Consider the following 21,464-nt stretch of genomic DNA (forward strand, 5'->3'; position numbering starts at 1 on the left):
AGAGGACTTGTAATGCAAGCAGCTCAGTATATAGGTAATAAATCATTTAAAATCGTTGACGCTGCAACGATTGCGCCACAAGAAGGCGAGGTAAGATTAGACGTAGGCTATGTTGGTATATGTGGTACTGACATGCATATTTATCATGGTGTCATGGATCAACGCGTCAACCCACCTGCAACGATTGGTCATGAAATCTCAGGCGTTGTAGCAGAGCTAGGTAAAGGCGTTGAAGGTTTTAATGTTGGCGACAAAGTGGTTGTAAGACCCTTGGACTATTGCGGTGAATGCCCTACATGTGAAGCAGGTTATTCGCATGTTTGTCAAAATTTGAAATTTATGGGGATAGATACGCCTGGTGCATTTCAAAATTCTTGGACGGTGAAAGCTAGAACACTTCATAAACTTCCTGACAATGTATCGTTAAAACTAGGTGCACTTGTAGAGCCTTTAGCTGTTGCTTGTCATGATATTCGTCGAGCTAATGTTAAAGCGGGCGAAAAAGCCGTTGTTATTGGTGGTGGTCCGATTGGTCAACTCGTTGCCTTAGTTGCTAAATCGGTTGGTGCCGAGGTACTGATTTCAGAAGTTAACGATGCTCGTTTGGATTTCGCTAAGCAGTATGGCGTAAAAACAATTAACCCAATGAAAGAAGACATTGAAGCGTATGTGCAAGAATGGACGGGTACGAAAGGGGCAGAAGTTGTTTTTGAAGTATCAGGTGTACAGCCAGCAATTGATGTCATGACTAAAATCGCGGCAGTGCGCGGTCGTATTTGTATGGTAGCGATTCACGCTAACGCACCACAAGTCGATTTGTTTCAATTCTTCTGGAAAGAACTCGAACTCCTTGGTGCTCGTGTTTATGAGCGTGAAGACTTTGATATGGCGATAGAACTAATATCGTCTGGGAAAGTGTCATTAGAACCATTCATCAGTTCGATTAATAATTTAGATGATATAGGGCAAGCCTTTGCCAATATGGATGGCAACCCATCCGGTATGAAGGCACTTGTTTCTTGTCAGCAGTCATAGAGAATATAAACATGTTAGAGCAATTTGATTTAACTGGAAAAGTGGCTTTGGTAACCGGCTGTAGCCGCGGTATTGGCCTAGCCATGGCAGAAGGTCTAGCGCAAGCAGGTGCTGATGTAATTGGCGTTTCAGCTTCATTAGCTGCAACCGGCAGTGCGCCAGCAAAAGCAGTTGAAGCGGCAGGTAAGCAATTTTATGCGTATCAATGTGACTTTTCGTCTCGCGAAAGTGTTTCAGCATTTTTAAAGCAAGTGATCGCCGATCATCCGCAAATCGATATTTTAGTCAATAACGCAGGCTCTATTCTACGTGATCCGGCGACCATCCACAGTGACGAATACTGGGACAACATTATTGAAATTAACCTAAATTCTCAGTTTATTGTTAGCCGAGAAATAGGCAAAACCATGGTAGAACGTGGTAGTGGTAAAATCATATTTACGGCTTCGCTGTTAACCTTTCAAGGTGGCATTACTGTGCCAGGCTACGCCGCAAGTAAAGGTGCCATTGGTCAACTTACCAAAGCACTAGCAAATGAATGGGCAAGCAAAGGTGTCAATGTTAACGCGATTGCGCCAGGCTATATTGCTACTGATAACACAGAAGCATTGCGAAATGATGAATCACGAGCTAAGTCTATTCTAGAGCGTATTCCTCAAGGTCGCTGGGGTGAACCAGAAGACTTTAAGGGACCAACGGTATTCTTAGCTTCTAAAGCTTCGGATTATATGAATGGCGCTATCGTATTGGTCGATGGCGGCTGGATGGGGCGTTAATATGACCATTTTTAACAATGTAAACTTTATCAATGGCGAATATATTCCTTCTTCGTCAAAAGAAACGATTGATGTATTGAGCCCAAGTACAGGAAAACTTGTTGGTACTATCCCAGCAGGTTCTGTTGAAGACGCGCAGCTTGCGCTAGAAACAGCTAATCAAGCACAAAAACCTTGGGCAGCAAAGACAGCTAGAGAGCGTCAAACCATACTGCGAAAGTTCGCCTGTTTAATTCGAGAAAAGAATGAAGAGCTAGCGACATTATTAGTGCAAGAACAAGGCAAGTTATTGGACGTTGCGCGCATGGAAGCAGAAGTTACTGCAACATTTATTGAATATGCATGCGACAATGCTTTGACGACTGAAGGCGATATACTGCCGTCAGATATCCCTGATGAAAAAATTTATATTCATAAAGTGCCAAGAGGTGTCGTTGTTGCTATAACGGCTTGGAACTTCCCGCTAGCACTTGCTGGTCGTAAAATTGGTCCGGCGCTAATCACGGGTAACACGATTGTTGTAAAACCTACGCAAGAAACACCACTTTCTACCATGATGTTAGGTGAACTGGCTAATCAGGCTGGTATTCCAGCTGGTGTACTTAACATTATTAATGGTACGGGTAGCGTTGTTGGTCAGCATTTGTGTGAAAGTGAAATTACTAAACTTATCACTATGACAGGTAGTACAAGAGCCGGTCAGATTATTCATCAAGCAAGCGGCAAGCACCTTACACCTGTTATGTTGGAACTAGGCGGTAAAGCACCGTTTGTGGTGATGGAAGATGCCGACTTAGATAAAGCTGTTGAAGATGCTGTGACTACTCGTTACGCCAACTGTGGCCAAGTATGTACCTGTGCAGAGCGTATTTATGTGCACGAATCAGTGTACGATGCGTTTGTAGAAAAGTTTGTACCAAAGGTGAAAGCAATTAAAGTTGGCGATCCAATGGACCCAAGCACTGACATGGGACCTAAAGTGAATGCTAATGAAATTAGTCATATACACTCGCTGGTAGAAAAAGGTATTGCGGAAGGTGCCACGCTAGCAACGGGCGGCAAGGTTGCTACAGTTGATGGTTTTGAAGGTGGCAACTGGTATGAACCAACGGTACTAGTCGACGTAGCACAAGACAACACCTTAGTGCATGAAGAAACCTTTGGTCCTATCGTTCCGATTGTAAAATTCAGTACCTTAGACCAAGTGATTACGTACTGTAATGACTCTGAATATGGTTTATCGGCTTATCTATACACATACAACACCCGTTACATTCATCAGGCTATCGCCGAGTTGGAAGTTGGTGAAGTTTATGTAAACCGCGGTATTGGCGAACAACATCAAGGTTTCCACAATGGTTGGAAAATGAGTGGAGCCGGTGGTGAAGATGGCAAATATGGCCTTGAACAGTATTTGGAAAAGAAAACCGTATACCTAAATGAGTCTTATAAGTAACAGACGCATTTAATTAATTACTTTGTTTTGGATCCCCTCCTCATACAATGTTTGGGCAATACCTTGTGGTAATGCCCTTTTTTTTAGGAGCAAAAAATGAAAAGAAGAAATTTCCTAAAAATGGGCACTGCATCATTAGTGGGCGCGAGCGCCTTGAGCAGTACTATTTTTACACGCGCTTTAGCAAATGCAGATAAAGCTGAGTTAACCCCAGCATTTAACATTAGAAACAATGTCACTAGCCACTGGTTAGGTGAGGCGCTTTGGGGCAATAGATTACAAGACTGGCGGGTACACGACGGCCGTATTGAATGTTTGCAAGGTGGAAAATACTTTGAAGTGCGCACAGCATCAATCCTTACTCATCAACTTTCTGACAAAGCAGCGTACGCTCATTTACGTGTAAAATTAGGTACATTAACTACAAACAAAACAGGTTTTGCGGGATTCTTACTCGGCGCAGGTGGTGCAGAGCTTGATTATCGTGGTGCATCGCTCACCCAGCGAGCGGCTGGTGAAAACGGCGGTATTATGGCCGTTGTTAATGAAAAAGGTGAGTTATCTGTTCGCGATTTTTCAAATGCTGATAAGCCGTTTAGCTATCAGCACTTTAACGCAAAGAATCTGACTAAATTAGGACAATTTTCTAAAAAGGCGCTCGCCTTGGATGTTGAAATTGTGCCGAACGGTAAGCACTTTGATCTGGTATTAACGTTGACGGAAGCCGCTTCAGGTAGAGAGATTAACAAGATCGCCGTCACGCAAGTTAAAAAGGAGCTACTCGTAGGCAACATTTTGTTGGTTTCATCACCTGATACCAAAAAAGTGGGCGCTCGTTGGTGGTTTTCTGATGTCGCGATGAGTGGTAGTAAAATTAAGCATGATAAACAGCAAACACTCGGTCCTGTTGTTGGTTGTATGCACAGCGTTAATAAAGATAATTTGCGTCTATCAACCCAGCTTATGCCAGTGGCAGCCACAGAAATCAGTGAACTAACATTACAGGTTAAACAAACAGGTCAATCAACATGGGTAACCGCTCAAACATCTCCAGTGGAAGATGGTTTTGTGACTATATTTGATATAGCAAAGTGGCAGTACCAAGTTGACCACGATTATCGAATTGTGAATCCGAAAGCGCCTAAGCAGACCTTGTATCAAGGCACAGTGTCAAAAGATCCTGGTAACAGTAAAACACTTAAAATTGCGTTACATTCTTGCTTGACAGCGACCGCGAAGAATCTTGATGACGGGGCATATAAGGCACGTATTAAAGAAGAACGTGTGCTGGGTCGCTACTCGAAAGACAATATCCAGTTTCCACACACTGACTTAGTTCAGAATTGCGAAAAGCATCAACCAGATTTGTATTTATTTGTTGGCGATCAGTTTTATGAAGGTACACCAACGCGTATTTGGCGAGGTAAACCAGATAGTAAACTCGATTTACTTTATCGCTGGTATCTCTGGTATTGGACGCATCGAGAGCAATTAAAACATAGACCTGCGATTTTGCTTGCTGATGACCATGACGTTTTGCAAGGTAATTTGTGGGGTGTTGGTGGTCGAGATCCTGTCATTACTGAAACAGGTAAGCGCATGGAAGAAGACGGCGGTTATATGGAGACCAAATCACTGGTACAAATGGCCTATCGCATCCAGCACAGTCATAATCCAGCACCGTATGACCCTACACCGATCGATCATGATATTCCTGTGACTTATGGCGCCTTTGTTTACGGTGGAACCAGCTTTGCGGTGATTGAAGATAGAAAATTTAAATCGCGCCGTAATATCAAAGTAGACCCACGATATGTTCAAGGGGAACTGCTTGGTCAGCGCCAAGAGATCTTTTTGCGTGAATGGAAAGACATGGACAAAGGGCTACCGAAAGTGGTGATTACTGCCAGTATGTATGGTTCTGCACAAACACGTGGTGATTTGATTCCGCTGCTTGACTATGACTCTAATGGTTATCCGCACGATGGTAGAACACGAGCAGTTAAACTGATTAAAGATGCTAAAGCCGTTGTGCTTGCTGGCGACCAACATATTGCGATGCTAGCGAAACAAGGCATTAATGATCATACCGATGGTCCATTGTTTTTTGCGGGTCCTGCCGGCGCTGCATTTTGGCAACGATGGTTTGAAGGTGAAGGTCAATTAGCCAACCAGCGAAACAATGATCCAAACACCGGTGACTTTGAAGATACGTTTGGCAATAAAATGCGTGTACTTGCAGTTGCTAATCCAAAAGTAAGCTATAAAATCTTTAAATCGCAGGTGGGTGATAGTTGGTCTAACTTTTTGTCGGATCGCCGTTTGAAAAGTGAAGGTTACGGTCTAGTTAAGGTTGACCATCAAGCGCAGCAATTTCATTTTGAATGTTGGGAATTTGACGTCGATCCAACAACTGGAAAACAGTTTGATGGATGGCCTTATAGCCACAATTTCGAATAATCACTTTTGTTTAGGCAGCCATTGCTATTAATGGTTGCCTAAACATTAAAGGTTTATTTCAGTATTAACATTTCTCTAGTTTGATCGGCATACTATTACCGGCACGCCATTGGCCGATGTATAGATTGCCGTCATCATCAACCACTATACCGTGAACATGATTAAACAAATCCCATGTGGTTTGTTGCTTTTCCTCGCCATCGACTAATGCGGTTGTACCACCAAGTTGTGCTATGGGATTGAAATTCATATCAAGAATGCTAACAAAACCTGAATCCGTTGCATTAGTGCCGTCGATATCTGACCAGCAAACAGGTACAAACATATGATTGTGAGCAAGGGTTGGTCTACCTACCCAAGCGCCATGCATATCAATTGTATCGATGTATTTCCCTTCTAGCGTAAAACGCTTGTACTGCATGTCCGCGCGTGAACTCACCAGTAAATGAGAGCCGTTTTGTGTGTCGCTTAACAGTTCAATGCCATGGGTGTTCGCTAGGTTATAGTGAGTGTCGCTATTTTCGTGTCCACCCCAATGGCGAACATATTGACCGTGTTTATTGTATTGAATGACAAAGTCGCTGCCATATCCGTCGGTGACATAAAGGTCTGAATTGTCGCCAATGACAATATCTGTAGGTCTAAAAGGCATGTCGGGTGTATAAATACCAATTGTCTGAGGGTGACCGATAATAAATTCAACATGACCGTCTATAGTTAGCTTAGCGATACAACCATTTTGAGGAATAACTTTATTAAACGGTGAATCCCACGCTTCTGTCGATTTTCCATCCCAATGGCGATTGGTTTTCCAACCACTGTCGACGAGATAGATAAATTCTTGATCATCTTCTTGCACGATTCTTATGGCATGAGCGCCAGGAAACTGCGTACAAAACGCGTCGGCTAAGGTGCCATCGGGATTGATCACAATCAGATTATTTTGTGGATGATCTGTCACTAAAAATAACCGGCCTTTGCTGTCAAATGCCATATCATGACAGTTTTCAACAGGCGCTTGCTGCCCCTTAAATTGGCACCATTGTGTGTTAACACGATATTGAAAGGGTTGGCTTCCTATGATTTTTCCATGAGGATTTACGCCAGATTTAGGTAATATATTGTTCATTTAAGATTGTCTTTGAATCTGATCAAAAAACTGCAGTGTTGTTGCTATATGTTTATGCCAATAAGCCCATTCATGTCCGCCATAATGCTTTTCGTAGCTAAACGTTATATTGGCTTGTGTTAGTCGCTTGGCCAGCAGGTTATTGCTTTCAAACAGCTCATCATGTTGGCCGCAATCAAAGCGCATGGGAGTTAATTCTGCTACGTGCTTTTTACACCAGTAAACTATGTTAGATTCTAGTTCGTCATTTTTCTCTTGGTATTGATGAAGAGATACTTCAGTGAAAAATTTCAAATCTTCTAGGCAGGTAACGGAAGAATGCCCTGAGATGCCCTTGAATAAACTGGGGTATTTCGCACCCAACCTTAGTGCGCCATATCCGCCCATTGATAGACCTGTGATATACCAATTGCTCTCTTTAGAGACCGCCGATACCGTCTGTTCTACAGCCAATCTTACATCTTCAACAATCCAACGATCGTAGTCTTCACCGTTAGATAATGGTAAGTAAGCACTTCCTTCTAAAACTCCGCCGTCTGATGGCATCACCAACACGAAGTCTGACAGTCCCTGCTGTTTTAATTGGTCATAAACAGTGTGTACACCACCAAGATTCATCCAAACCCAATGATTGCCATAGACGCCATGCAAAAGCAAAACAACCGGTGCATTCTCTGCAATAAGATGCGCATTGTAGATACTGATATCATGTCTACGGCCAGTATTTGATGAGTATACTGTGACAAACTGTGTATCTTTTGGTGTAAATTCTGGGTTTGATACTTCCAACCTTAATGCGGTCATATCTATTCCTTATGGTTGTTGAATCATCACAACGCCTTTGGCGTTCTTACCAGCTAGCATATCTTCTAGTCCTTGCGTGACAGTCTCTAGGGTGTAGGTTTGTGTGACTAATTCGTCCAGCTTCAATTGACCATTTGCATAGAGCGCTAAAAGTCGAGGGAAGTCACGTTGAGGATTACATTGTCCGTATAAAGGATTAATGTAAATCTTGTCCCATTCAAATAACTCACAATCGAAGTCGATGCGTTGTTCAATACCGCTTACTTGCACGGCCGTACCGGCACTTCGAATCAAAGTTAAAGGTGCGCTACCTAGCGCCGGAATAGCGGTGCATTCAAAGGCATAGTCAGCGCCACGATTATTGGTTAAAGCGTGTACCTCACGTTTAACTTGTACAAAATCTTTATCGTCTTTTTGAGCAATAATGCCATGGGTAGCACCATAGGTTTTCGCTTGATCAATGCGGTCTTGGTTTATATCGATAGCAATGATTGGATAAGCGCCTGATTGGGCTGCGCCTTGAATAGCGTTAAGACCAACTCCACCACATCCTATAACACAGACACTTGCACCGGCCTTAACATTGGCAGCATTGACTACAGAACCCCATCCCGTCATCACGCCACAGCCTACAATTGCGGCAGAAGCAAAGGGAACTGATTTGTCGATTTTTACAACCGCTTGCTCTTTAACTACTGTGTATTCACATAAAGTACCAAGGTGAAACGATCGCTCTAAAGGAGCATCTTCACAAGTTGTAGCTTCTGCGTGTGCATGCCCCGCTAAATCACAGCCACATACAGGCGAATTTACTTCGCAGATATGGACATTGCCTTCGAGGCATTGAAAACACTCGCCACAAGGAATCGCCCAGTTAAGGATGACATGATCTCCAACAGCGATATTAGAAACACCTTCGCCAACTGCCGAAACAATGCCAGCACCTTCATGTCCAACAATAAATGATTTGTTCCAATGTTGGATAGAATCCCAGTCTGTATGGCACAGACCAGCAGCTATAACCTTTACTTGAACTTCACCTAAACCAGGCGCTGCTACTTTAACTGTTTTTAATGACGTGTTGCCTTTGCCGTCTGACACTAATGCTTTTGCATTGATCATTTTTTACCCTTTATTACCATCAGTTTTCCATGATTAATTGAACCAGTTTAAATGCAATAAATCTGACAACTAAGCTGATAAAAATATTAAATATTTGCCTTTTTTATGGCTTGATTTCCCATTTTTATGGTACTTTTACCTAAATAATATTAAATAAATGCGATTATGAGTCAGCAAAGCAAAGTGTTTTGTGAGCCCTATTGCATCGAGCAAGGCTTACAATTCGAGATACATCATGTGGCGTACCAAAAAGATGCGCCGTATTCGTGTTTGATGCATTTTCATGAAGTTCATGAATTTATTGTATTTGAGCACGTCAATGGTCAGTACTTTAATCAACTGGGTGAAACACATATTCGTGACAATGATATTGTCTTTACACCAGCACTCGAAACCCATGATTTCGAACTTAACAATGAGCAGAAAAGTTGGTTTATCATTCAGTTCTTACCAGAGTTATTTCAACAAACTGAATTGCAACATCTAATGCCATTTTTTGAAAAAGGCGTCCACTTAAAAGCATCCAATGACCATGCTCTTCAAGTGCAACAATTAACTCAGTGGTTGCTTGAAAGCTATCAACAAAATCCGATCAGCTATCGCAGTTTGACTTTGCTTAAACTCCTTGTCTTAACGATTGCTGACGTCTATCAACCTGTGGTGCAACAAGATGCGTTGAAAATCCCAATGAATGACGGCTTACAGCGGCTAGCGCCTGTTTTAAATTTGTTTAAAGACGAACAATATATTGATATTTCATTGGAACAAGCGGCTAAGTTATGCTTCCTGTCTCCGTCCTATTTTTCTCGCATGTTTAAAAAGGTATTTCGCTGTAACTTTTCTGAATATTTAGTACGCCACAAGCTTAATATTGCCGCTCGTAGGCTGTCACAAACACAAGATTCAATCACCGATATTAGTTACGATCTTGGTTTTGCAAACCCCTCTCACTTTATTGCGCAATTCAAAAAAACATACGATCAAACACCGCTAAAATATAGAAAGCAGATGATTGATCGTACCATTTAATTGCAACTGTCTTATCGAGATAGCGGCTGGCTAGATGCCAGCACCTGCAGCGCGCTCGATGCGATAAAGCCACCATCGTCAGCAAATGTCACTGAAATTTGGTTGTTTTCTCGCAGTGCACTAATAGGCACCGGAATTTCCAATACTCCATAGAAACCATCTCTGCCTGGGTTTACCTTACCTTGCTTTTGGTCATAGCCTCTAAAATCAGCAGGCACTTCTAAACTAACGCCATTAACCAGAATAGTCGGTGAAAGAGATTTGTTATGAGCACGACCCACACCCAAACGTAGAACCGATTCGCCTTGCGCCGGAACAGCTATATCATTGATAGATAGTGTAATTTCAGAACCTGCGGTAATCGCTTTTTTGTATTCGCCTGCGTAGTACTTAGTTTCTTCAACTTGCTGATCAATTGTGACGGACTCGTTAAAAGTAATCTTAATCACCATTGTAGACTCAGCGCCAAGCGTAATTGTGCTAGGCAGGTCGCTTGTTGTTTCAACATCTAACGTTGAAGCCTGCTCTGCGCCCGGTAATGTCGTTAAGTGCTTTATTTCAACTTCAGTAACACTGTCGCTATTGATGCCAAATGCATTTAAGTCGATATCAGTATCTTCAAATTCAAGTGAATTCAAAATAATGTATGCTGTAGCATCATCAACGTAACCATCCACTTGAATATCCAAATCTGTCGCGTGCGTTTCAATACGTGTCCCTTTAACTTCCGCCCAAAGTTGATAAAACATCACAAGGTCGGAATAGACCCATTGGTCACCAGCGCCGGCTCCATCACGTTCAAACTTTTGGATCATTAAACGAGGACCATAAGGCACGTCGGTTCTACCCCATTCAGCTTTTACAACGAAAAACGGAATAGTTTTAAGCACCATGTCTGGCCTTTCCATAAACTGCATTAACATTGAATTGGCAGCGCGCATTTGCAGCGTATTACGTTCTGGATTCCAGCCTTGATTAAACATGCTGTGGATAGCAGCGCCATACTCCGAGATAACGAGTGGACGGGTGTCACCAAACTTAATTAATGAATATTGCTCTAGCATGTCCATGGTGGCTTCCATATTACTGCCTTTGCGATATTGTTCGCGATTATTCCATGCAGGGAAGTCGTATAAATGTATGGAGTAAAAATCCATATTTTCACCGGCAATATCAATAAAGAGTTTATCTCTTTGTTCCCAGCGCTCGAAGTTATCCCAATCAAAGTTAGGAAACGCTACGGTGTAACCACCAATAAGTACATCATCATTGAGTTTACGAATTTCATCTGCAACCGTATTGTGAAAAGCAAAAATATCAGCAGGCTCTACGTAATTAGCTTGCCCTTCACGAATTGTAGTTAAGTCATACAAAGGTTCGTTCATCACTTCAATTAGCGTTGGTCTTATCTGACCATCAGTGACACTGTCATTGCGATTGCTATCAAAAAACTTGTTGATGAATTGACCCATATAATGGCCAGTTGCCGTCCCCAAGGGTTCATCTACGGTATCGGTTTGAGATAGCGCCCATTTCCCTTGATTGGTCAATGTGCCTTCTGGCCAGAATGGATGCTGCTGGGCGCCAACAATCATATCCAAAGCTCGGTGCTGGTTCTTGCGCACAGCGTCCCAGCGTGAACCTGAATAGTTTAAGTAGCCCCACTTTGCTCCATTTCCGAGGGTGGTAAGGTCATCTTCAGAGGCAAATCCCGGTTTGCTTCCATCTTCGGCAACGCGGCTCAAATTCCAGCTTATGGAACCGGTATTTCGGCCGAAATAGACGTCGTAATCATTAGCAAAGTTGTCTAACAGATTAGGATCTTCATTCGGTGCATTTCTGCTGTGTACATCGTTATCATTCCAGCCGTTTTCTGTCACGTCCGCATGAATAGTAATAAACTTTTGACGATCAAAACTATCGACCCCACCAACACTATGTCGAGTATCAAAATTAAGTGATACCTGAACGTTATCTGGCGTTTTAGGTGCTTCTTTTGTTGTCACGGAAAATGTTGCTTTTACACCACCGATATTGAGCGTAGCGTCAACTTGTTGATTGGCCTCGCTCGACGATTTTAGTTTAAGGCGCACTGTGTCGCCATTTTCAACGCTACTATTGCTGGCAATGTAGGCACCATTATTTATGCTATAAGCGCCATTATTAATGCTTATTGTTGCTGCTGCATCTATACCTGATACGGTAATTTCATTTGATTCAACATCGGTTTCTAGCTCAGCATTTGTATGTGCAGTAAAAGCGAATGCGTCAGGCGTTGTATCTTTTTGCACCGGTGGCGGCGGCGGAGGCGTTTCGGTTGATGAGCTGCCACCACAGGCCACAAGAGTGAGTAGAATAGATGAAGCCAAAAGTTTGGCTGTATTGTTAACGCATTTCATTTAGTTACCTCGTGGCGCAGTTCCCAGCGTAATGCGCCTGTTTGTTGTAATATTGTTTTTTTGAATTGTTTTTCCGTTGCGCCAAGTGACGCTTATCGACTTTATGGTCGACTGCTTACTGACACCAAAATGGACAAGGTTTAGTAAGTTTTGTGAGTGGGAAGCGCTACCAGCACCAACGCGCTGTATAAGCGTTTTATCTGCAAGATCGAGTATCACGACAGCGCCAATAGGATCGATGTTGTTTGGGCCGTATCCGACTTCAACCGTGAGATAGTTGTTTTCGTTTTCAGTGGTATTTTTAAACATTTGCCACTTTCCATTGTCGTCATCGCCGCTCAGAATATCGAGTTTTCCGTCGCCATCGAAATCCAGAGCAGCACCCATATCGCCATGAGCCCGTTGTGGCAATATAGTCGCACCATGTTCGGTGGTTTGTTTAAAGTTTGTGCCAGTATTTTCTAGATAGACATCATGCCAGCGATCAACGAGCCCACCAAAGCGATAAACAAACAAATCTTGGTCACCATCATTGTCAAAATCACCAGCAATTGCGCCTTGATTATTATCTAGGGTATGACTTGGTAGGCGTTTACTTGCATCGATAAAGCCCTGCTCACCTGCGAGTAGTAAAATATCGTTGACGCCCTGGTGTTGAGGTTCCCATGGCGTTTCAACATCAATAACATTGTAAAAAGAGGCTCGAATATCCCAGGCTACATTACTTGCTAAAAACCAGGTTATTTGCCATTGGTTGTCGCTCAAATAACTGATATACCAACCAGTCTTCTCGATATTTTTTGCTATACCAGTTGCATCTGTTGGTGAAATTTCAATACGGTCGAAAGGTGTTTTAACGGGTGTTTTGTGCTCGCCTAAGTAAACGGGAATATGTTCAACCGAGCGATCTCTAGGAAAGTGATAAAAGTCTGCGAGAACAAGTGGCCCCTGTGTCGTTAACTTCATACTATCACGGCTTTTATTTCCTTCATCTCTTAGATGTAAAACGTTCTGTTCCTTATCATGCTCAATAGCATTATTCGCAATTTGATAGAGTGCTTTACCACGCGTTAAATAAAAGTCTTGGCGGCCATCACCATTGAAGTCAGCTTCTGTTATCGTGTTTACATTTGCGGTTTTGTGCAAATGAGTTGGTAGGAGGGTAGTTGTTACATCGCTAAAAGAAAAAGCGCCGTCGTTTTGCCAAAGTGTCATTGGTGTGTAAGGTGAAAACGCCAGCAAATCAGGTTTGAAATCACCATTGAAATCTGTGACATACAAACGCTCTGCATCGATATGTTCAAACATAGCGTTTGCGCGATACTTGAATCTGTCATTGCCAATATTTTCAAACAATAGGTTTCTAGGACCAGTTTCTCCAACAACTTGTGCAGCGTTGATTTGTATAAAGTCCAAATCGCCATCATTGTCTAGGTCTAACCAACGGACACTTCTACCGCGAGCACCTAAATGAGCAAAGCCTGCTTGTTCAGTAATATCGGTAAACCGGCCGTCATTGTTTTTTAATAGCCTAGGCGGTTTTGGTTGTAGACCATTACCACCACCTAAAGCAACGAGAAAGTCTAAATCGCCGTCATTATCGTAATCACCTGCCGCGATACCATGGACATCCCCCTGAGCTATTGGCGTACTATGTTGCTGAAATTGTCCGTTGCCATCTGCCCAGTAGAGGTATGCTGGATACTGGTCATGATTAGTTAATACCAGGTCGTAATGTCCATTATTATTAACATCGGCAACGACGGGCCCACCATATTTCCAAGCATTTGGCTGTTCAATGCCAACATGTTTCGTGACATTGCTAAAGCTCACATCAGATGCGATTGCATAGGCGCATCTTAGCGAGACCAATGAGAGAAGAACAAAAATGGCAACCTGTTTCATGATAATGATTCTATTTTTTGCTTAATGTAAATTGTTAACAAAAATATTTTAGCTATAAAAAAGACGAGCATAACTCGCCTTTTAATCACTACTTAATGTTTGCTTTAAGACACTTTGAAGCTAATGCAACATTTCCTGACTTTAACGCATCGAGTATCGCACGATGCTCATCAACACATTCAGAACTACTTGAAATACGTTTGTAATTCAGGCGCATGCGCATGACGTATGGATACCAAATATTGACGAGCTCATCGCCACCAGCGCAGAAAATAATATATTTGTGGAACGAAATATCTATCTTTGTTACCTCTGTGTAATCTTCAGCATCGAGTGCTTCTTGAAGAGAGGCAAGGATATCTTCCATGTCTTGAATATTTTGCTCAGTTAAAGAATCTTTAATTTGTTCCACCGCGAAGACTTCTATTTCTCTTCGCAATTTTACCATCAGTTTTTGCAACTTAGGCTCAAGCACACTATTGACAGATGCGCCGCAGTTGTTTTTTGAAATCAACAAGCCTTCTTTTGTAAGCTGCAGAATAACATCGCGAATAGGGCCTCTAGATAAGCCAAATCTATTTGCTAACTCTGTTTCATTCAGTTTTGTGTTTGGTGGAAAAATACCTTCGATAATGTCGGATCGTATTTGTTCAGCAATTTGATCTTTTACCGAAAGGATTTTTGTTGCGCGGGCTGTAGCCATAAATCCCCCAAAAAAATTTGTATGATTAGATTGTAACATTATTTATTGTTTACAAAAATGTGCAAGCAAAAAATAAAAATTATTATATTTCAGTTATTTAATAAAACAGCCTAATAAAAATTACTTATTAGGCTGTTTTTACAAACAGAATAACAGCACTTTGTTAACAATATTACTGCGCTTTAAAGCGTCTGTTATACATCGCTTCATTGACTTCGCTAGCCGCTTGAACAATCGGTTTGTACGGCTGATCAGTCACGCTAATAAATCCGACATTGTAGTTCTCGCCATCATAAGCTCGGCCGGTAATAGGTGAGTCCATGTACTGGAACCAATGAGCACCTACAAAATAGTCATTGTCGATAACTGAATGCATGTAGTCTTTATACATTTTGGCGCGGTCTGCTTGATCGGCAGCATGAATTAAGCCAGGGTGGAACAAACCTGAATCGGAAGCACCAATATGCCACTCGCCAACGATGCTTGGCATGTCAATCTCTTTTAAGAAATCCCATTTGCTTTTAATAAGGCCTTCTTTATATACATTGAAGCTAATGACATCGACATGTTTAGCTGATGCTTTAACCACTTCAATTGGCATACCCCAATCTGGAAAACGAGCGCCGAGATACAGATGATTAGGCATGTGCTCCTTCAATGCTTTGTTGACTATGGCGAAGTACTTGTCAGCATAGGTAGTAAGTAGAATTGAAAAGTCAGCTAATTGTCCTTCGCTTTCGACATTACCTTCTACACCTTGATTGAAAGCGTCCCAACTTGCGATGTCGGTACCCCATGCCTTATTTAGCGCGGCGATATCTTGATACTTTTCTTTCATTACGCGCGTAAATTCTGCTTTGGTTGGTACATCTTTACCGTCGCGTGCAAGTGTGTTTAGTACAATACCGTAGTGTGAAGCAACACTGTCTGGACGACCAAAACTCATTTCGTTGTCAATAAAAACACCAACACACCAAGGGTTGTTTTGTACTTCAGCCGCAACTTGTTTTACGGTCACAATGGCGCGCTCTTCAAACAAGGGGTCAAAGACATCTGGCAGAGGCGCCCAAAAATCATTGCCACTTGATACTTTTTTGTAGTTACCAATAATCCAGCCATTTGCAAAATATGGGACTCGGTCGTTTTGATAGAACATAGGATCTGTCCAATTACCGAATGAAGTAAATCCCCAGGTTTGCATTCTGCGAATCGTGACGTCCTTCCATACTTCCATAAAGTCTGGATTGATATCAGCATATTTTCTTTCTAGATTGGCAGAGTAAAAGCTAAATGTTTCACCGTGGCTAAGTGGACCAGAGTGTGCACTGCGACGATAACCATAATGCTTACCCAATGGTTCGTCATAGCTTGGTAACCATGTAAAAAGGTCCTTACGAAGATCTGATGCTACATATCTTGTCTTCGCTGCTTCGTTGCTCACACGATTAAGCTTTTGAGAATCTTCCGGTGTTAAGTCACTCGCCTTACGCTGGTTGATTAGACCCTGATCAAAATCGTACCCTGTCATGGTCGACGTATTAGAAAGGCGGATAATATCTAGCCCAGTGGCAAAATAAGGATATCCTAGTGGATCAACCAAAGACCACTTTCCATTGATTTTTTCTGTTCTAAAATAGCCTGTAGCTTCTTGCCTTGGTCCGTTTTTCCAACCGCCAAACTTAGTTCTTGTCTCGGCGTCATAACCATTTTTCAAAGCTGATAGCTCTTCATCACGAGCCGCTAGCAATTCCTGGTCATTATGGATTTTACCGACAAATTCTTGTTTAGCATTTTGTCCATATTGGTCGACGATGCCGGTAAGGAATGTTTCGTCCATGGCTGGATTTTGTCGAATCTGCACTTTACTAAAGGTGATAGTTTTGTCGTAAAGCGCACTCTGCACGCTAAAGGCAATCCTTTTAATATTTGATACATCTAGGTTCTTCTTACCCCACAATGAAATAAAGTTAACTTCATCTGATTGCCATGTATCAGGATTTGAACGCAAACCGGACATAAAATTTAATTCAACGTCTTCGTCACCGTCTGGTGTTTGCAGGTCATGACCGGCCATTTTGGCGTAATAGGTTTTGGTGGCGCCAACAGGAATGCTTACACTTCGCGTATAGTTGTCACCATTGCCATCAGTTATATCTAAGTATACTTGCGTTGAATGTTCACCTTCGTTAGCAATATCAAACGCTATATTAAAGTCGTTTAAATCGCTCCAATCCCACCCCGCTTCTGAGACAAACGAGATAGAACTGTACGCGTGCTCACTTGTATTAAAGTTTACTTTTAGTGATCTTGTTTCTGCATTATATTCGGTAGACGCATTATATAAGGCGATATTTTGATCGAGTGTTGTTTGTGAAGAAAAATTAACGAGTTCGTCGATTACACCGTTATTATCATTAGACGCTTGTTGGCTGCATCCTAATATTGCTAGGCATGAGATAGCGCTAGCGAACCATAGTTTACTCATTTTATTATGCATAATGTGTCCTCATTGTTATGCTCGAGTATATAGCAGAAATTGTTAATGGTAAATTGTTGACAATATTTTTCTTCATTTACTTTAAATTAACATTAATATTGTTTTTGTAAAAAAGGTTATTATTTATACGTCTTTTTTCTTTATTGTAATCAAGGTCAATTGTATTGGATAAGATATCTAAACAATAATAATCTTATCTAGCTATTGATTTTAAAGAGTTTTGTATAGTTTTTTGATTGCTAATACCACGCCTCTTACACGTCAAAATTAAGTTGATTTACAGGTTATAAGGATTACAAATCGTAACTGTTAATTGAAGATTGTTAACAAAATTGTTGACAATTAACGATCCTAAGATCTAAAGTGGCTAACAATTAGCAAAATTATACGTAATGAAATCGTTGTATTTAGAGCTGATTTACTAAAACAAAAAACTGAAATCTTAGTGGGGAAATAAGATGGTAGATACAGATAAGAAGTTTAAGCTTAGTGCTGTATATGCTGCTGTCCTATCGGTCGTAAGTACAGGTGCAATTGCACAGGAACAACAAGCCGATACACAACAAGCAAACACAGAAGAAGAAATAGAGGTAATTGAGGTTAGAGGCCTCAAGAGTAGCCTCAGAAAATCAATAAATGATAAAAGATTCGCAGATGGTGTTGTAGACACAATTAATGCGGAAGATATAGGTAAAAATACTGACCAAAACATTGCGGATGCGTTAGGCCGCGTAACAGGTGTTTCGGTAGTATCTGGTTCAAACGGTGAAGGTTCACAGATTACTGTTCGTGGTGCATCTGCAAACCAAAACAACATCACTTTGAATGGTCAACAACTTACCTCAACAGACTTCAGCCAAGCGGTTGACTTAAGTTCTTTCTCTGCAGATATTCTTTCTAAATTAGAAGTCGCTAAAACAGCGAGTGCAGACCAAGATGAAGGTTCATTAGGTGCCAACGTTAACCTAGTAACTATCAAGCCGCTTGATCAAACAGACGATATTCGTTCTTTCCAAGTACAAGGTCGTTACAACGATTTTTCAGAAGAAGCTGACTACAAAGTGCAATTGTCTCTATCAGAGAAGTTTCTTGATGAAACCTTTGGTGTTGCATTATCTGTATACGACGAAACTAACACGTATCGTAAAGATCAATATCGTGTAGATAACTTCGTAGCTTCTAAGGTCATTGATATTGCTTCAGACCAAAATGGTGAGATTCTTTCTGGTCCACTTAAAGGTATTCAGCAAAACGCTACGCGTTATGAACTACACCAAAATACCCATGATCGTTCAGGTGCAACGCTTGGCTTACAATGGTTAGCGACTGATACGACAGAAATTACATTTGACGCAACCTATACTAAAGCAGAGCAAACAAACTTGATGGACGCTGTTATCACGCGTTTCCCAGGTAATGAAAACTTTGTTGAAGGTGAAGCACCATTAGGTAGTTTACGTCCAGAAGCACCTTTTACCGATCCGCAAGCAGATTGGTATACATTAGATACAAACACCCATACCTTTACTAAGTTAATTAACCGTTTTGGTGCAGGTGATTTACAAAACGCAACAAATGGTAATGAAAGTACCAACACTAGTGCGCGTATTGAAATTAAACAAGAAATTACTGATAACTTCCGCGGCTCATTAGCAGCAGGTTATTCTTTAAGTGAATCAGACAGCTTGCCAAGTGCATTTGCTGCTATGCAAAACTTCCCGAACGTACCTGCAGTGCTATTGTATGACGCGTTGGAAAACATAGAACCAGTAGGTTATGACTGTACGACAGGCCAATGTCAGTTGGTTCACGGTAGTACATTTGTCGACCTTGGTGATCAAATCGTTGATGCGGTTGACCCAGACACTGGCGCTTTCATTCCAAAATACATCGATAACGTAGCTTACACGGGTTACAACCCGGCAGATATTGCGGTTCAACATTTATCATACTTAAGTGAAACCGACAGATACGTAGAAGATGAACTAGCAAACGTTCAGCTAGATTTTGAATACGACCTAGATGTAGCCGGTATTACGTCAGTTGAATTTGGTGCGAAAATGACGACTCGTACTAAAACAGTCGACGACCAAGTGTATCAATTTGATACAGTGACAGCGTCAGAAGTATTTGAAGATGAATATGGTAACCCGGTTGTAGTACCAGGCGGTTCAATGCTTGATGTACGTGCACCACTTATCGCCCGTGAAGGCGGATTACCTTACAGTGATTTTATGTCGAGCTTAGGCTATGGTCGCAACGAAGCAACAGCAGGTTGGACACCAGTTGATGCTGCATACGCTGCTTCTATTATGCTAGACGCGGAAGACACTGTTCGTACGCCAGACAATACTCGCTCTCGTGAAGCAGATATCGATACGCAAGCAGCTTATTTGAAAGTTAACTTTGAGTACCTTGATGGTCGCTTAACAGGTAACTTAGGTGTTCGTTATGTTAAGACAGATGTTGAAGCTAAAGGCTATGCCGGCGCTAACTTCTGGCAGTTTACCGAAACGTTAGAGCGTGAATTCGACTTAGTTCATTTAAGAGATTTACGTGATACAAGCCTTCCAGCATGTAGAGCACCAGTATTTGCAGACCCAACGCAATCACTTGGTTATGAACAAAAATATCAACGTGTTGACGGTTTAGGTTTTGACACAAGTTCAGGTGCAGATCCTTCTGGTTGGACAGAGATTGCAGCACAAGGTCCATGTCATGATCCTGCATATGCATCTTGGGCAGCATTCCAACAAGACCCAACACAGCCAGATCCAGGCTTCAACGTAAACTGGTTAAACATGTGGCGTTATGCTGACGTATCAACAACACGTGCAAACGGTTGGGGTATGGGTCCAGGTAACGTAACGTGGGATGGTACAACGCCAGCAACAAACAGTGCGAACCAACATCCATTTACTAATGTGACTAACAAAGAACTGCAATCATTTGCAGCGTCTGATAGCCACTCATATGAAAACTTCTTACCTAGTTTAAATGTTAACTATGCCTTTACTGACGAGTTGATTGGTCGTTTTGCAGCGTCTAAGACGATGACACGTCCTGAAATCGACAACTTGCGTCCAGGCTTTAGCTTAAATGAGACAGGTTACTGGGGTACAGGTAACTCACAAGCGGGTAGCCGTTTAGACATGTACAACACTAAGCTTGATCCGCTTGAGTCTAACAACTTAGATATCTCATTAGAGTGGTACTTTAATGAAACAGGTATGTTAAGTGCAGCTGTCTTCCACAAAGACATGAAAAACTTTGAAGACAAGGTGAGTACAGTTTCTTATATCACTGACGTACGTACAGCGACAGAAGCACCAACTGCTGAAGAGTTAATCATGAATCCTATGGATGATGGTACTGATGATTGGGGCTTGAATGGTTGTATGCCACTAAGAGCAACAGCTGACTACGGTTGGTGGGGCACAGATCCAAATCGCTTTAGCAGCGACTTACGCGACTTATGTGCGCAGTACTCTGTGACACAAGTTGCTAACGGTGACGGTGCAACAATTACTGGTTTAGAACTTGGCTACATCCAAACTTATGACTTCTTACCAGGATTCTTAAGCGGCTTAGGTGTATCAGCTAACTACACTTATCAAGATAGTGCTTATGATGCACAGGTATCACCATTTGACCCAACGAAGAGCTTACCAGAGTATCCTGTGGCAGATACGCCAGAGCATAGCTATAACGGTACTTTGTTCTGGGAACAAAATGGTCATCAGGTACGCTTAAGCTATCGTGGTACATCTGATTCTCTTGTAGGAACAGATTACAACACTGGCTTAAAAGGTCGTACATGGAACCAAGGTTCAATCTGGAATGAAGGTCGTGGAACGTTAGATTTCTCCGCGAGCTATCAATTAAATGAAAACGTAATGTTTACTTTCCAAGCAATTAACTTAACGGATGCAGAGCACAGAACGTACTTTACTAGCCGTGAAATTGCCGTCGATAGAGTATGGAACGCTGACAACGCAGCATACGAATTCCTAGCTTTAGATGAAGGTAACCCATTAGACGGAGACGCAACTAAGTCACGTACTTACACGCGCTTCAAAGTGGGTACAACTTTCCGTTTAGGCGTAAGAGTGAACTTTTAAGATTAATTGAAGCGGTGCAGCTTAGGTT

At 41.9% G+C, this 21,464-nt stretch carries 13 protein-coding genes; 6 read left to right on the forward strand and 7 right to left on the reverse strand.

From position 1 onward, the window contains the following. The first annotated feature begins 12 nt into the window (after positions 1 to 12). The 4 genes from QUD85_RS00905 (at position 13) to QUD85_RS00920 (ending at position 5,727) form a co-directional block, all read left to right on the forward strand. The gene (locus QUD85_RS00905; RefSeq protein WP_093329194.1) at positions 13 to 1,035 is read left to right on the forward strand and encodes a zinc-dependent alcohol dehydrogenase; all 1,023 of its coding nucleotides are present in this window, start codon (positions 13 to 15) and stop codon (positions 1,033 to 1,035) included. 11 nt (positions 1,036 to 1,046) lie between these two features. Then, on the forward strand, positions 1,047 to 1,811 hold the full coding sequence (locus tag QUD85_RS00910; RefSeq protein WP_093329192.1) for an SDR family NAD(P)-dependent oxidoreductase: 765 nt from the start codon (positions 1,047 to 1,049) through the stop codon (positions 1,809 to 1,811). Position 1,812: 1 nt separating this feature from the next. After that, positions 1,813 to 3,267 (forward strand): aldehyde dehydrogenase, encoded by a 1,455-nt coding sequence (aldA, locus tag QUD85_RS00915; protein WP_093329191.1) that lies wholly within the window; start codon positions 1,813 to 1,815, stop codon positions 3,265 to 3,267. 96 nt (positions 3,268 to 3,363) lie between these two features. Next, a complete protein-coding gene (locus QUD85_RS00920) occupies positions 3,364 to 5,727 on the forward strand; it encodes an alkaline phosphatase D family protein (protein WP_093329189.1) in 2,364 nt (787 codons plus the stop codon). A gap of 64 nt (positions 5,728 to 5,791) precedes the next feature. Here QUD85_RS00920 and QUD85_RS00925 read toward each other — a convergent pair whose 3' ends face one another. From QUD85_RS00925 to QUD85_RS00935, 3 genes are read right to left on the reverse strand one after another with little or no spacing between them, the layout of a single operon-like run. Next, complete coding sequence (locus QUD85_RS00925) at positions 5,792 to 6,856, reverse strand: NHL repeat-containing protein (protein WP_093329188.1); 1,065 nt, start codon at positions 6,854 to 6,856, stop codon at positions 5,792 to 5,794. Beyond that, positions 6,857 to 7,660, reverse strand: a complete 804-nt coding sequence (locus QUD85_RS00930) for an alpha/beta hydrolase (protein ID WP_093329186.1) — start codon at positions 7,658 to 7,660, stop codon at positions 6,857 to 6,859. 9 nt (positions 7,661 to 7,669) lie between these two features. Further along, positions 7,670 to 8,782, reverse strand: a complete 1,113-nt coding sequence (locus tag QUD85_RS00935; protein WP_093329185.1) for a Zn-dependent alcohol dehydrogenase — start codon at positions 8,780 to 8,782, stop codon at positions 7,670 to 7,672. A gap of 237 nt (positions 8,783 to 9,019) precedes the next feature. Between QUD85_RS00935 and QUD85_RS00940 the strand changes: the two genes are divergently transcribed. Beyond that, on the forward strand, positions 9,020 to 9,811 hold the full coding sequence (locus tag QUD85_RS00940; protein WP_245732108.1) for a helix-turn-helix transcriptional regulator: 792 nt from the start codon (positions 9,020 to 9,022) through the stop codon (positions 9,809 to 9,811). Between the two features lie 11 nt (positions 9,812 to 9,822). Here QUD85_RS00940 and QUD85_RS00945 read toward each other — a convergent pair whose 3' ends face one another. The 4 genes from QUD85_RS00945 to QUD85_RS00960 form a co-directional block, all read right to left on the reverse strand. Beyond that, complete coding sequence (locus QUD85_RS00945; protein WP_093329181.1) at positions 9,823 to 12,210, reverse strand: agarase; 2,388 nt, start codon at positions 12,208 to 12,210, stop codon at positions 9,823 to 9,825. Next, complete coding sequence (locus QUD85_RS00950; RefSeq protein ID WP_093329179.1) at positions 12,211 to 14,115, reverse strand: CRTAC1 family protein; 1,905 nt, start codon at positions 14,113 to 14,115, stop codon at positions 12,211 to 12,213. An 88-nt stretch (positions 14,116 to 14,203) separates the two neighbouring features. Beyond that, complete coding sequence (locus QUD85_RS00955; RefSeq protein WP_093329177.1) at positions 14,204 to 14,818, reverse strand: GntR family transcriptional regulator; 615 nt, start codon at positions 14,816 to 14,818, stop codon at positions 14,204 to 14,206. Between the two features lie 172 nt (positions 14,819 to 14,990). Beyond that, entirely contained in the window at positions 14,991 to 17,315 is a 2,325-nt protein-coding gene (locus QUD85_RS00960) for a beta-galactosidase (protein ID WP_286219617.1), read from the reverse strand. A gap of 458 nt (positions 17,316 to 17,773) precedes the next feature. Here QUD85_RS00960 and QUD85_RS00965 point away from each other — a divergent pair, with 458 nt between their 5' ends. Continuing rightward, positions 17,774 to 21,436: a TonB-dependent receptor gene (locus tag QUD85_RS00965; RefSeq protein ID WP_093329175.1), complete on the forward strand. Its 3,663-nt coding sequence runs from the start codon at positions 17,774 to 17,776 to the stop codon at positions 21,434 to 21,436. The last annotated feature ends 28 nt before the right edge of the window (positions 21,437 to 21,464 follow it).

The sequence above is a fragment of the Thalassotalea agarivorans genome, from assembly GCF_030295955.1.
GTDB classification, from domain to species: Bacteria; Pseudomonadota; Gammaproteobacteria; order Enterobacterales; family Alteromonadaceae; genus Thalassotalea_D; species Thalassotalea_D agarivorans.

Excerpts from the sequence above, each read along its gene's own strand:
- aldA (WP_093329191.1), top strand. The coding sequence starts at position 1,813 with ATGACCATTTTTAACAATGTAAACTTTATCAATGGCGAATATATTCCT.
- QUD85_RS00955 (WP_093329177.1), bottom strand. The coding sequence starts at position 14,818 with ATGGCTACAGCCCGCGCAACAAAAATCCTTTCGGTAAAAGATCAAATT.
- QUD85_RS00945 (WP_093329181.1), bottom strand. The coding sequence starts at position 12,210 with ATGAAATGCGTTAACAATACAGCCAAACTTTTGGCTTCATCTATTCTA.
- QUD85_RS00925 (WP_093329188.1), bottom strand. The coding sequence starts at position 6,856 with ATGAACAATATATTACCTAAATCTGGCGTAAATCCTCATGGAAAAATC.
- QUD85_RS00905 (WP_093329194.1), top strand. The coding sequence starts at position 13 with ATGCAAGCAGCTCAGTATATAGGTAATAAATCATTTAAAATCGTTGAC.
- QUD85_RS00950 (WP_093329179.1), bottom strand. The coding sequence starts at position 14,115 with ATGAAACAGGTTGCCATTTTTGTTCTTCTCTCATTGGTCTCGCTAAGA.
- QUD85_RS00910 (WP_093329192.1), top strand. The coding sequence starts at position 1,047 with ATGTTAGAGCAATTTGATTTAACTGGAAAAGTGGCTTTGGTAACCGGC.
- QUD85_RS00960 (WP_286219617.1), bottom strand. The coding sequence starts at position 17,315 with ATGCATAATAAAATGAGTAAACTATGGTTCGCTAGCGCTATCTCATGC.
- QUD85_RS00920 (WP_093329189.1), top strand. The coding sequence starts at position 3,364 with ATGAAAAGAAGAAATTTCCTAAAAATGGGCACTGCATCATTAGTGGGC.
- QUD85_RS00930 (WP_093329186.1), bottom strand. The coding sequence starts at position 7,660 with ATGACCGCATTAAGGTTGGAAGTATCAAACCCAGAATTTACACCAAAA.
- QUD85_RS00935 (WP_093329185.1), bottom strand. The coding sequence starts at position 8,782 with ATGATCAATGCAAAAGCATTAGTGTCAGACGGCAAAGGCAACACGTCA.
- QUD85_RS00965 (WP_093329175.1), top strand. The coding sequence starts at position 17,774 with ATGGTAGATACAGATAAGAAGTTTAAGCTTAGTGCTGTATATGCTGCT.